11 protein-coding genes and 1 pseudogene are annotated in these 11,902 nt (G+C 71.0%); 4 read left to right on the top strand and 8 right to left on the bottom strand.

The genetic code is table 11. The annotated features are described in order from the left end of the window. Positions 1–11: 11 nt before the first annotated feature. Positions 12–419, bottom strand: coding sequence for a DUF4232 domain-containing protein (locus tag ACH4UM_RS40565; protein WP_398191340.1), 408 nt, complete (start codon positions 417–419; stop codon positions 12–14). On the opposite strand from ACH4UM_RS40565, the gene ACH4UM_RS40570 reads away from it, so the two are divergent. Continuing rightward, the gene (locus tag ACH4UM_RS40570; protein WP_398191343.1) at positions 349–585 is read left to right on the top strand and encodes a hypothetical protein; all 237 of its coding nucleotides are present in this window, start codon (positions 349–351) and stop codon (positions 583–585) included. The two genes, ACH4UM_RS40565 and ACH4UM_RS40570, sit on opposite strands and share 71 nt — an antisense overlap. A 447-nt stretch (positions 586–1,032) precedes the next feature. Continuing rightward, complete coding sequence (gene hemB, locus ACH4UM_RS40575; RefSeq protein WP_398191315.1) at positions 1,033–2,025, top strand: porphobilinogen synthase; 993 nt, start codon at positions 1,033–1,035, stop codon at positions 2,023–2,025. Here the strand turns inward: hemB and ACH4UM_RS40580 are convergent. The 3 genes from ACH4UM_RS40580 to ACH4UM_RS40590 form a co-directional block, all read right to left on the bottom strand. Next, positions 1,989–2,213 (bottom strand): hypothetical protein, encoded by a 225-nt coding sequence (locus tag ACH4UM_RS40580; protein WP_398191317.1) that lies wholly within the window; start codon positions 2,211–2,213, stop codon positions 1,989–1,991. The genes hemB and ACH4UM_RS40580 overlap by 37 nt on opposite strands. Positions 2,214–2,433: 220 nt before the next feature. Further along, positions 2,434–3,204 carry a DUF4253 domain-containing protein gene (locus ACH4UM_RS40585; RefSeq protein WP_398191320.1) on the bottom strand — a complete coding sequence of 257 codons (771 nt, stop codon included), beginning with the start codon at positions 3,202–3,204 and terminating at the stop codon, positions 2,434–2,436. A 200-nt stretch (positions 3,205–3,404) separates the two neighbouring features. Continuing rightward, positions 3,405–4,076, bottom strand: a complete 672-nt coding sequence (locus ACH4UM_RS40590) for a hypothetical protein (protein WP_398191323.1) — start codon at positions 4,074–4,076, stop codon at positions 3,405–3,407. Positions 4,077–4,268: 192 nt separating this feature from the next. Here ACH4UM_RS40590 and ACH4UM_RS40595 point away from each other — a divergent pair, with 192 nt between their 5' ends. Beyond that, positions 4,269–5,669, top strand: coding sequence for a helix-turn-helix domain-containing protein (locus ACH4UM_RS40595; RefSeq protein ID WP_398191326.1), 1,401 nt, complete (start codon positions 4,269–4,271; stop codon positions 5,667–5,669). Between the two features lie 253 nt (positions 5,670–5,922). Here ACH4UM_RS40595 and ACH4UM_RS40600 read toward each other — a convergent pair whose 3' ends face one another. From ACH4UM_RS40600 to argS, 3 genes are all read right to left on the bottom strand, one after another. Beyond that, the gene (locus tag ACH4UM_RS40600) at positions 5,923–6,339 is read right to left on the bottom strand and encodes a hypothetical protein (protein WP_398191329.1); all 417 of its coding nucleotides are present in this window, start codon (positions 6,337–6,339) and stop codon (positions 5,923–5,925) included. 89 nt (positions 6,340–6,428) lie between these two features. Then, positions 6,429–6,941, bottom strand: a complete 513-nt coding sequence (locus ACH4UM_RS40605) for a hypothetical protein (protein WP_398191332.1) — start codon at positions 6,939–6,941, stop codon at positions 6,429–6,431. 458 nt (positions 6,942–7,399) lie between these two features. Continuing rightward, entirely contained in the window at positions 7,400–9,163 is a 1,764-nt protein-coding gene (argS, locus tag ACH4UM_RS40610; RefSeq protein ID WP_398191335.1) for an arginine--tRNA ligase, read from the bottom strand. A gap of 209 nt (positions 9,164–9,372) precedes the next feature. Between argS and lysS the strand changes: the two genes are divergently transcribed. After that, positions 9,373–11,118, top strand: a complete 1,746-nt coding sequence (lysS, locus tag ACH4UM_RS40615) for a lysine--tRNA ligase (RefSeq protein ID WP_398191337.1) — start codon at positions 9,373–9,375, stop codon at positions 11,116–11,118. Between the two features lie 74 nt (positions 11,119–11,192). On the opposite strand, the pseudogene ACH4UM_RS40620 reads toward lysS, so the two are convergent. Next, positions 11,193–11,902: pseudogene (locus tag ACH4UM_RS40620) on the bottom strand (hypothetical protein); the annotation flags it as partial.

Raw genomic sequence — 11,902 nt, forward strand, 5'->3', positions numbered from 1 at the left:
CCCGGGACTGCTCAGCCTTGTGTGTGGTGCGGGGGTGACATGGAAATGGCCTCACCACAGGCAGTGATCGGCGTGACTCTGCCGTGTGTGTCCGTGACCGGGACGCGCGCGGGGCTGTTGTGGTCGCCGTGCGGTGCCCAGGCCAGCGCTTCGGTGCCCGTGACGCACAGGTCGCCCTCATGTTTCGCACTGTCAGGGGTGTATCGGAGGTCGAAGCTCACCCGTGCCCCCTTGTGCAAGGTGACGGGTTTTGGACGTCCCTTTCCTTCGCCCTGGATGTCGTACGCCTTCCCGTTGTGGATGTAGAAGCCCGGGTAACCGGCGAACACGCATGACTGCGGTCCATTGTTGAGCGCGGTCAATCGCGCGTTGCGCCGGCTGCTGCTTCTTGTCGGGAGCAGGACCAGGGTCCACTTCAGGGCGCTGGTACGGCACTTTGCCGGTTTCGACGCCGCGGACGGACTGGCGGACGAGGTGGCGGGCGCGCTCACCGAGCTGCTCGCGGGGGTCGCGGTCCTGTCCTTTGCGGCTGTGTGGCCGCAGGCTGTCACGGTCATGCCGGCCGTGAGCACGGCCATGCCGTAGGCGAGGCGGGTCGCCGCTCGCATCATTCCCCCTGGATGTCGAGGTGTGTGGTCCGGTGAACGGTGGGCGCCGCGGTTGCGGGCAGGGGCGGAAGGCGTCGTGCCCGTCCGGACGGGCCGCCTCGCGCGGGATTGCTCACCTGGCTGGATGAGCGTTGCGTGCAATGGGTTGCGCGGGCGAGCAGCCGTTGAGTCGTGCGGAGAGGTGAACAGAACGGCCCCGACCGTCATCCGCCGGTTCGAAGGTGGTGCCCCGGACGCCGTCGTCCACCGCACCCCGACCGCCGGCCACCCCGGCGGTCGTGCGACACCCGGCCGGCCCGCTGCCCCACCGCCTCGGCGAACAGCTGACTCCGCCGCTTCCCGCGACCCCGGAACGAGGGGAAGCGGTCCGGGGCCGACTCCCCGTCGGCAAAGGCATGGGAGCGGCGGGCGTAGCGTAGGGGCTATGACGAAGTACGGATCCTTTCCCGGTACGCGTCCTCGCCGGCTGCGCACCACCCCTGCCATGCGGCGCATGGTCGCCGAGACCCGGCTGCATCCGGCGGACCTGATCCTGCCCGCGTTCGTGCGGGAGGGTGTGAGTGAGCCGGTGCCGATCGCGGCGATGCCCGGGGTCGTGCAGCACACGCGGGAGAGCCTGAAGAAGGCGGCCGCGGAGGCGGTGGAGGCCGGGGTCTCCGGGATCATGCTCTTCGGGGTGCCGGAGGAGGGCAAGAAGGACGCCCTCGGGACGGCGGGAACGGACCCGGGGGGGATTCTGCAGGTCGCGCTGCGCGATGTGCGGGCCGAGGTCGGGGACGAACTGCTCGTCATGTCCGACCTCTGCCTGGACGAGTTCACCGATCACGGGCACTGCGGGGTGCTGGACGCCGAGGGGCGGGTCGACAACGACGCCACCCTCGAGCGGTACGCCGAGATGGCGCAGGTGCAGGCCGACGCGGGCGCCCATGTCGTAGGGCCCAGCGGGATGATGGACGGGCAGATCGGTGTCGTCCGCGACGCGCTCGACCAGATCGGGCGCGAGGACGTGGCCATCCTCGCCTACACCGCCAAGTACTCGTCCGCCTTCTACGGGCCCTTCCGGGAGGCGGTGGGTTCCTCGCTGCAGGGCGACCGCAAGACCTATCAGCAGGATCCGGCGAATCTGCGGGAGTCGCTGCGGGAGCTGGCGCTCGACCTCGAAGAGGGCGCCGACATGGTGATGGTCAAGCCGGCCGGTCCCTACCTCGACATCCTGGCCCGGGTCGCCGACGCCGTGGACGTGCCCGTCGCCGCCTACCAGATCTCCGGCGAGTACTCGATGATCGAGGCCGCCGCCGAGAAGGGCTGGGTCGACCGGGACCGGGCGATCCTGGAGACCCTGACCGGCATCAAGCGGGCCGGCGCGCGCAACATCCTCACCTACTGGGCCACCGAGGTCGCGCAGAAGCTGCGTTGAGTGTCGGCGGGCGCGGGCCGGTGCGAGCCGCACGGGCGCTTCAGCGAACTCGACACCGAGGACGGGCCCTCGTCCTGTACGCCCTGGCCGTCGCGGCAGCCGGTGAGGGTGGCCGAGGCGGCGAGTACGAGCGCCGCCGCTGCGAGCAGTCGGGCGGCGGCAGGGGCACGTGTGGGGCGTGCGGGCATGAGGTCCCCCTGTGGACAACTGGTGCGTGGGAAGCGCGGACGGTGGTCGACGTCGCGACGGGCCCAGCCTCGCCGGTCCACCCCTCCCGCCGCCACCGCTGCCCGCGAATATGGGACGCCGCTCCGCCGCTACCGCCCCTGACCTGCGGTGACGGTATCCCGCTGGGACGCGGTCCGGGACGCGGGGACCATCAAGTCACCCTGGGCCACGACATCGGGCTCAGTCCCACCAGAAGTGCCAGGCTTGTTCGCCGATCAGCTTCGCCGCGTACGCCTTGAGGTCGCCGATGTCGTCCGGGCAGAAGGCGAAGTGCTCGGCGGCGACCGCCTCCGCCTCGGCGAGGGTGGCGGGCGGCGCCGCCACGGACACCACGAGCTGGTCGAAGCCGAGGGCCACCACCCGTATGCCGAAGCGGTCCTCCCAGCTACGGAGGACCGCGCAGAGGCGGGCCACGTCGTTCTCGTGGTTCACGGGGCCCGCCCAGCCGATGGCCGCCGGGATGTCCGCGCTGCGGCGGGCCGGTACCAGGGCCAGGTGGGGCTTCCTGAACCAGGTCGGAGAGCCGGTCAGGGAGTCGGCGACCTCGGCGGCCCGCACGGCCGGATCGACCGTCGGCGAACGCCGGTCCGCCAGGCCGGGCCACTCCTCCCCCTCGGCCGCGAGCTCCTCCCAGAACTCCGCCAGCACGGCCTCCGCGTCGTGATCCCCGGCGTACGACATCTCCCCGGGCAGCAACTCCCAGTCTTCCGGGCCGCCTTGCTCACCGCCCAGGTCGATGAGCACCGGCAGCAGTCCCACCCGGGCCCCGGCCGCGCCCAGTGCCGCCCAGTTGCCCCGGGCCGCCGACCGGCCCGCGTACCACAGCAACGGCTCGTGCCACGGCCCGTCCTCGGTCGCGTCGAGCAGTACTCCGGGCGGCAGTTGCAGCCCGAGCGAACGCCCGCTCGGGTCGCCGGCCAGCTTCGGCAATGGGTTCGGAAGTGTCGCCATGCCCGTGACTGTAGAGGCAGCCACTGACAGCCGGGGCGCGGGGAGGGGCAGTTCCCGGGACCGTTCGTCTCGCGGGGGCAGGGGTGCTCACGGGCAGGAACCGAAGTGACGGGCCCTGGAGTTCGGTGATGCCGCTCGGAGGCCGGAGCCGCCGAGGGCGCCGGCCGCGCCACGGCCGGCGCCCTGACGGGCCGGAGTCCTCACACGGCGGAGAGGGCGTCGGCCGCGGTGGGCTCCCAGACCGAGATGCGCGGGGCGTGCACATGCGTCTTCACCGGGATGCGGAGAGTGTCGCCGCTGTCCAGCTTCACGGTCAGGTACGAGGTGCCGCTGCCCTGCCCCGGGGCGTCCTGCTGGTCGAGTGAGACGCCCTCGTGGTTCGACTGGCCGGGACGCAGGATGTTGGGGCCGCCGCCGATGCCGTCGGGGGTGGTGGCCCGGATGCGGCCGTCGAAGGTGAGGAGGCCGATGATGCCGAGATCGCACGGGACGCCGCTGGTGTTCTTGGCGGTGATCAGCAGGTGGTTCAGCGGCTGCGAGACCGGGGCGGCGGTGACCGTCAGCTGGCCGGCGCGGCACAGCCCGGCCCGGGTGCCGCCACCCGTCCCCGAGGCGGTGCCCGAACCGTGCGAGCCCGCCGCCTTCGTGGCCGTGGCAGTGGCCTTGGCCGAGCCGGTGCCCCCGGCCGTGGTTCCGGCGGAGCTGTGGGAGGCGGCGGGCGAGGCCGACGTGGTGGAGTCCGCCGGTGCGGAGGCGGTGGCGGCCGTGCCGGTGGGGGCGGAGCTCGTGGAGGAGCCGGGGTCGCAGGCGACGAGGGCGAGGGAGCCGAGGGCGAGGGCGGTCGCGGAGACGGCGATGCGCTGGACGGACATGGTGTGTTCTCCCGTTGGGTGTTCGCTCGGGGCCGGATCGGGTGAACCGGCCGACGACCCGAACAGTGCGGGGCAATCCGTCCCAGCGGCCACACGTGGCGGGGAGTTGGGAACCCCGGAACGGTTCCGCACCGTCTGAACTGGGGATACGTCGGTGCCTGGAACGCCGTTCCGGGATGGTGGGGAGAGGCAATGGCGGACGAGACCCAAGAGCTGGCGGAGCTGCTGCTCACGCTGAAGGAGCGTTCCGGCCGCAGTTACGGCGCGCTCGGCAAGCGGCTTCACGTCAGCACGTCGACGCTGCACCGCTACTGCAACGGCACGACCGTGCCGAACGACTACGCCCCGCTGGAGCGGTTCGCGCGGGTGTGCGGGGCCACCCGGGACGAACTGGTGGAACTGCACCGCCGGTGGATATTGGCGGACGCCGCTCGGCGTCGGATGCCCGATGCGGCTGATGTGCCCCAAGCGGCCGCGGCCTCCGAGGCATCCGAGGCCGCGCCGGTCTCCGAAGCCGTCGATGGACTCGACGCGACCGATGCCGCCGGGGTCGGAGAGGAACCCGGTGCCCCCCGTGCCGCCGACGCCAACGCCGACGCCGACGCCGACGCCGTCACCGGCATCGGTCCGGCGACCGCACCCGCCGTGTCCCGTCGGCGGCGGTCGGCCGTCGTGGCCGCCGTCGTCGCGGGGGCCGTGACCGTCTCGGCTGCCGTGGTCGCCGCGGCCGCGCAGTTCGGATCGGGGTCCGACGGCCCGCGGGCGGCCGCCGCACCGGCGGCCGGGCGGCCCGGTGCGGTGCGTTCGGCGGCGACCGCGTCCGGCCGTGCGACGGCGGACAGCTCCGTCCCGGCCTCCCCAGGGGCTTCGTCCCCGTCGAAGAGTGCCCGGCCCCCGGCCGGGACGACCGCAAGGCCCGGCGAGTCCTCGGGCGGAGACGTCACAACCGCCGACACCGCCCCGCCGTTCCACGTGAACGTCCTCACGAACAACTGGGACAGCCCCTGCGACCAGTGGTTTCTGCTTCAGCGCCCGCCCGGCACCGTGGCTCCGCCGCCGGCCAGTCAGGCCACCGACGGCTGGGCGGCCGCTCAGGGCGCCGTACCGGCCGGGCACTTGCGGCTCCAGGTCACCGTGCAGGGCAGCAGCAGCCGGCCCGTCGTACTGCACGCGCTCTACGTCCGGGTCACCGGCTCCGGCACGGCACCGGTGGGGAACGCGTACACCATGGGCGCCGGGTGCGGTGGCGACCTGGCGCCCGCGTCCTTCGCCGTCGACCTCGACGCACAGTCCCCGAGCGCGAAGCCGGTGCCCGGTCACCAGGGCAACATCACGACCCGGGCGACGAACTTCCCGTACCAGGTGTCCGTCGACGACCCGGAGGTGCTGAACATCGACGCGAGCACCGGCACACGGGACGTCGGCTGGTATCTCGAACTGAGCTGGAGCAGCGGCGACCGCCAGGGCACGTCCCGGATCGACGACCACGGAAAGCCGTTCCGCACCGTGGGCATGCGCGGCGACAAGACCTACTGGTACAACGCCGACGGCACCAACAAGTGGATGCCCTACACCCAGTCGGACGCAGGCTAGTGCTGCGACCGGAAAGGTTCACTGGCTCGCGGCGCCCGGCACGGCACCTCGCCGCGTTGTCGCATCACCCGAGTACATCCAGTACGCGGGCGATGCTCCGCCTTGCGATGCACCGCACCGGACGCCGTGAGCTTTCCGGCAAACCTTTCCGGCCACAGCACCAGCGGGAGGGCGCGGCCCCGTAACCGACCGCCCGCGCGGCCAGGGAGCCGGCGCGGGCGGCGGTGGAACGGGCCCCGGTGCGTCGGTCCGGTCAGGAGCCTCCCTCGCCGGAGCCGCGGCGGTTGCGGCCAGTCGCACCGACGGGCTGGTGGGCGCCGCCGCTGCCGCTGCCGCTGCTGCTGCCGTGCGTGCCGGCGTGGTGGGTGAGGGCCTTCATGATCTCCGAGGCCAGTGCCTCCGCCAGGGCGGGGGCGAGGGACTCGGCCAGTGCCTTCGCGAGACTCTGCGCGAACAGCATTCTTTCCAGTTCCGATGACCTGGAGGACTGCGGTTGCGACAGTGACGCCATGGCCGCTTCCACCAGAGCGGCCGCCAGCGGGTCCTTTCCGTGTCTGGTGCTGGTGCCGCTGTGCGGAACTCCGGACTCGCGCATCATTTCCTCGAAGATCTCGTCGATGAAGGTCTCCAGGGGATCCCGTTCCGCTTCTCCGCCGGACTCAGCTGCCATTGTGGTTCCTTCAATTCTTCGATTGCCGTACGGGGCCTGCCCTCCGATGCCGCGGTCGCAACATTCGGAGGGCAGGAGGTCGCTATTTCCTACCGGCGCATCAGCGCGGCGAGGAGCAGCGGGTGCTCGATCAGGGACTCGCCCCCGCGCTCCTCGCGGCGGCGGCGCATCAGCGCGGCGAGCAGGAGGGGGTGCTCGATGATCGGCTCCTCCCCGTGCTCCTCGCGGCGGCGGCGCATCATCGCGGCGAGCAGCAGCGGGTGCTCGATGATCGACTCCTCTCCGCGCTCCTCGCGGCGGCGGCGCATCAGCATGGCGAGCAGCAGTGGGTGCTCGATGATCGGCTCTTCACGCTCCTCGCGGCGGCGCATCAGCGCGGCGAGGAGGAGGGGGTGCTGGATCAGCGCTTCGCCGCGTTCTTCGCGGCCGCGCATGAGCGCAGCGAGGAGAAGCGGGTGCTCGATGATCGGCTCTTCCCCGCGCTCCTCACGACGGGCCAGCATGGCTGCCAGCAGGATGGGACCGATGGCGGATTCCTCACCGACCTCTTCCTGGCCGACCCCTGCCTTTTCCCGCGTGGGGCTCTCCGTCGTTGCCGTCATGTTTTCCTCTTTCTCTGGCGCACGACTCAGCGGAGTGCACGAACTGTTGCAAGTTCCGCGCTCCGCTCTTCACCGCCATCTTGGAGAGGTGTGGTGCTGATCGCATTTCGATCTTGCGCTACGCGGCCTCGTGTTTACCGGGAACTCGCGTGGGCCGGAAGAGGGAATTACCATCCGGGAACTTTCGGCCGGTGGGCCATCTGTCACCCGGGCGTCGCGGCGAGGCCGCCCCGGCACCGTCACCGACGGCTGGCCCGGCGACGGCGGGACGGCACCCGTGCTGCCCCGCGGACATGCCTCGGCCCTTACTCCGGTCCAGTGACGACATCACCGCCGCCGTTCGGGTGTATCCGTACGGTGGTGGACGATCGGACGGCCATGAAAGAAGGCCCCGGCCTGTTGATCACAACAGGCCGGGGCCGACGGCGACGGCGGATCCGGCGGATCCGGTGGGCCGGTCAGAGCCGCTCGGGCGTCCTGATGCCCAGCAGCGCCATGCCCTGCTGGAGGGTGCGGGCCGTGACGTCGCACAGGAAGAGGCGGTTCTCCACCTGCTGCGGCGTCTCGGCCTTCAGGACCGGGCACTTGTCGTAGAAGGACGTGTACAGCGAGGCCAGCTGGTACAGGTACGCCGCCAGCTTGTGCGGGGCGTACTCCGCGGCAGCCTCCCGCACCGCCTCCGCGAACGCGTCGACGTGCAGGCCCAACGCCCGCTCCGCCTCAGTCAGTTCCAGTTCCGGGTGGGCCGCCGGGCGGACCTCGCCGGCCTTGCGGAGAATGGACTGGATACGGGCGTAGGCGTACTGGAGGTACACGCTCGTGTCGCCGTTCAGCGAGACCATCTGGTCCAGGTCGAACTTGTAGTCCCGGTTCGCCGACGTCGACAGGTCGGCGTACTTCACGGCGCCGATGCCCACCTGGGCGCCGCGCTCGGCGATCTCCTCCTCGGACAGCTCCTGGGCCTTCTCGCGCACGACCGCCGAGGCCCGCTCGATCGCCTCGTCGAGGAGGTCGACCAGGCGGACCGTCTCGCCCGCACGGGTCTTGAAGGGCTTGCCGTCCTTGCCCAGCACCGTGCCGAACGCCAGCTGGTACGCCGTCACGTCGCCGTTCAGCCAGCCGGCCCGCCGCGCGGTCTCGAAGACCATCTTGAAGTGCAGGGACTGGCGGGCGTCCACGACGTACAGCAGCGTGTTCGCCTTGAGGTTGAAGACGCGGTCGCGGATCGCGGACAGGTCGGTGGCCGCGTAGCCGTAGCCGCCGTCGGACTTCTGGACGATCAGCGGGACCGGCTTGCCCTCCGGGCCCTTGATGTCGTCGAAGAAGACGCACAGCGCCCCCTCGGAGCGGACCGCGACGCCCGACTCCTCCAGCAGGCGGCAGGTCTCGGCCAGCATGTCGTTGTACCCCGACTCGCCGACGATGTCCGGGTCCTGGATATCCATGTCCAGCTTCTCGAAGACGGAGAAGAAGTAGATCTTCGACTCGTCCACGAACTTCTGCCAGATGGCGAGGGTGTGCGGGTCGCCGGCCTGGAGGTCCACCACCCGGCGCCGGGCGCGCGTCTTGAACTCCTCGTCGGAGTCGAAGAGCCTCCGCGCGGCCTTGTAGAGGCGGTCGAGGTTCGACATCGCCTCCTCGCCGGTCACCTCGGACGCCTTGTGGTCCAGCTCGTGCGGGTGCTCGTCCAGATACTGGATGAGCATGCCGAACTGGGTGCCCCAGTCGCCGATGTGGTGCCGGCGGACCACGTTCTCGCCGGTGAACTCGAGGAGCTGGACCACCGAGTCGCCGATCACCGCGGACCGCAGATGGCCGACGTGCATCTCCTTCGCCACGTTCGGCTGGGCGTAGTCGATCACCGTGGTGCCCGGGTTCTCCGCGTACGGCACGCCGAGCCGGCCCTCGGGGTCGGCGGCGCGCGCCGCGAGGTTCTCGGTGATGGCCTGGTCCGTCACCGTGATGTTGAGGAAGCCGGGGCCGGAGACCTCGATGTCCTTGATCATGTCACCGGCGACCACGTGCCCGACGACCTGCGCCGCCAGTTCCCGCGGGTTGGCCTTCGCCTTCTTCGCCAGCGCCAGGATCCCGTTGGCCTGGAAGTCCGCCCGGTCGCTTCGTCGCAGCAGCGGGTCGGCGTCGGCGGTCTCCGGCAGGGCGGCCGAGAGGGCGTTCGCGAGGCGCTGGTGGACGGAATCGGTGAGGGACGTGACCGAGGCCATAGGAATGGGTGCCGTTCTCCTCGTGGGACGGATAGACACGCCCAGTATCCCATGCGGGGTAAAGCGAATTTTCCGGTCGCCCGGTGAACGCCGGGGCGCGTGGGGCCGTCCAACGCGTTGAAAAGGCGTTTTCGTGGTTGCCGCCCTGCCTGGGACAATGGAGCGGTCAGCCGTGCGACCGTACCGGCTGCCCATGGAGAAAGAAGGACGTGCCGATCGTGGCTCAGAGCACCGAGACCACCGACTGGGTCTCCCGTTTCGCGGATGAGGTCATCGAGGAGTCGGAGCGTCGGGCCCCGGGCAAACCGGTCGTCGTCGCGTCCGGGTTGTCCCCGTCCGGCCCCATCCACCTGGGCAACCTGCGCGAGGTCATGACCCCGCACCTGGTCGCCGACGAGATCCGCCGGCGGGGGCGTGAGGTGCGGCACCTGATCTCCTGGGACGACTACGACCGCTACCGCAAGGTGCCGGCCGGGATCGCCGGGGTCGACGAGGACACGTACAAGGAGCACATCGGCAAGCCGCTGACCTCCGTCCCGGCCCCCAAGGGCTCGGCGTACCCCAACTGGGCCGAGCACTTCAGGGCCGCCATGATCGACTCGCTCGCCGAGCTGGGCGTGGAGTTCGACGGCATCAGCCAGACCGCGCAGTACACCTCCGGCGTCTACCGCGAGCAGATCCTGCACGCGATGCGGCACCGCGGCGACATCGACGCGATCCTCGCCCAGTACCGCACCAAGCCCAAGCCGGCCAAGAAGCAGCAGCAGAAGCCCGTCGACGAGGCCGAGGTGGAGGCGGAGGAGGGCTCGGGCGCCGCGTCCGAGGACGACGGCAGCTCCGGCGTCGGCGGCTACTTCCCGTACAAGCCGTACTGCGGCAACTGCGAGAAGGACCTCACCACCGTCACCTCATACGACGACGACACCACCGAGCTGACCTACGCGTGCACCGCGTGCGGCTTCTCGGAGACCGTCCGGCTCAGCGAGTTCAACCGCGGCAAGCTGGTCTGGAAGGTCGACTGGCCGATGCGATGGGCGTACGAGGGCGTCGTCTTCGAACCGTCCGGCGTCGACCACTCCTCGCCCGGTTCGAGCTTCCAGGTCGGCGGGCAGATCGTCCACATCTTCGGCGGCAAGCAGCCCATCGGCCCGATGTACGCATTCGTCGGCATCTCCGGCATGGCGAAGATGTCGTCGTCCCGCGGTGGCGTCCCCACCCCGGCCGACGCGCTGAAGATCATGGAACCGCAGATCCTGCGGTGGCTGTACGCGCGGCGCAGGCCGAACCAGTCCTTCAAGATCGCCTTCGACCAGGAGATCCAGCGTCTCTACGACGAGTGGGACAAGCTGGGCGCCAAGGTCGCCGACGGCTCGGCGCTGCCCGGTGACGTCGCCGCGTACACGCGCGCGGTGGGCACCGCCGCGGGTGAGCTGCCGAAGACCGTCCGCCCGCTGCCCTACCGCACGCTCGCGTCCGTCGCCGACATCACTGCCGGCCACCAGGACCAGGCCCTGCGGATCCTGTCCGAACTGGACCCGGCCAACCCCCTTGGTTCGCTGGACGAGGCCCGCCCGCGGTACGACAAGGCCGAGGCGTGGATCAACACCCATGTTCCCGCCGACCAGCGCACCATCGTCCGCGCCGAGCCCGACACCGACCTGCTGAAGTCCCTCGACGAGCCGTCCCGGCAGTCCATCGAGCTGCTGCTCGACGGCCTGTCCGAGCACTGGTCGCTCGACGGGCTCACCCACCTCGTGTACGGCGTGCCCAAGGTCCAGGCCGGGTTCTCCGCCGACGCCACGCCCAAGGAGCTCCCGCCGGAGATCAAGACCGCCCAGCGGACCTTCTTCGCGCTGCTCTACCACCTGCTGGTGGGGCGTGACACCGGTCCGCGACTGCCCACGCTGCTGCTCGCGGTGGGGCAGGAACGGGTGCGGGCCCTGCTCGGCCGGTAGCGGGGAGCCAGGAGCGGTACGGCAAGGGGCCCTCGTGCGAGGGCCCCTTGCTCATGTCCTCATGGCTGCTGTGTTCACGCGATGTGGTCCTCTTCCAGTTCCGCGTTGAAGCGGTTGGAGAACCGGTTCACCATGCGCTTGGCCTCGTTCTCGGGCAGGGGGACGCCGTACGTGGCCTCCACCCCGTCGGCGAACTGGCGCGGCGTGGGCAGGCTGCCGTTGATCGACTGACGGAAGACCTGATAGTAGGCCTCCTCGTCCGGCTCGGGGGTGCCGCCGCCCTCGCCGAGTTCCCGCGTGCGGTTGGGGCCCACCGGGATGGGGAAGCTGCCGGTCTCCTCCGGGGAGGGCTGCTGCTCCTCGTACCACTCCTCGTACGGGGGCTCCGGGTTGTACGTCGGGTCGTAGCCGCCGTGGTAGTCGACCTGCTGGGGGGCCTGGAACCAGGGGCTCTGGTCGTCCGGCGGAAGCTGCTCCTCGTAGGGCGGCGGCTCCCCCGGTCCCTGGTCGGCGACCAGCTGCGGGCGCTGCCCGGCGGCGTACGCCGCCTGCTGCTGGACGGGCGCCGCCACGGCGGTACGACCGCCCGCCGTCGTTCCCGTCGTCCCCGGCTGCGGCGCCGGGGGTATCAGCGCCGGCTCTATGCCCGCCGCGGCCAGGCCCGAGGGGGCCGTCTCCGCCAGCGGGACGCCGTAGCGGGCCAGGCGCAGTGGCATCAGGGACTCCACCGGGGCCTTGCGCCGCCAGGCCCGGCCGAAGCGGGAGCGCAGCCGGGCCTGGTAGA

This window comes from Streptomyces sp. NPDC020801, from assembly GCF_044334385.1.
GTDB lineage: Bacteria > Actinomycetota > Actinomycetes > Streptomycetales > Streptomycetaceae > Streptomyces.

Bases quoted from the DNA above. Each gene is read 5' to 3' on its own strand.
- ACH4UM_RS40595 (WP_398191326.1), top strand. From the start codon at position 4,269: ATGGCGGACGAGACCCAAGAGCTGGCGGAGCTGCTGCTCACGCTGAAG.
- ACH4UM_RS40580 (WP_398191317.1), bottom strand. From the start codon at position 2,213: ATGCCCGCACGCCCCACACGTGCCCCTGCCGCCGCCCGACTGCTCGCA.
- ACH4UM_RS40590 (WP_398191323.1), bottom strand. From the start codon at position 4,076: ATGTCCGTCCAGCGCATCGCCGTCTCCGCGACCGCCCTCGCCCTCGGC.
- argS (WP_398191335.1), bottom strand. From the start codon at position 9,163: ATGGCCTCGGTCACGTCCCTCACCGATTCCGTCCACCAGCGCCTCGCG.
- ACH4UM_RS40605 (WP_398191332.1), bottom strand. From the start codon at position 6,941: ATGACGGCAACGACGGAGAGCCCCACGCGGGAAAAGGCAGGGGTCGGC.
- hemB (WP_398191315.1), top strand. From the start codon at position 1,033: ATGACGAAGTACGGATCCTTTCCCGGTACGCGTCCTCGCCGGCTGCGC.
- ACH4UM_RS40600 (WP_398191329.1), bottom strand. From the start codon at position 6,339: ATGGCAGCTGAGTCCGGCGGAGAAGCGGAACGGGATCCCCTGGAGACC.
- ACH4UM_RS40585 (WP_398191320.1), bottom strand. From the start codon at position 3,204: ATGGCGACACTTCCGAACCCATTGCCGAAGCTGGCCGGCGACCCGAGC.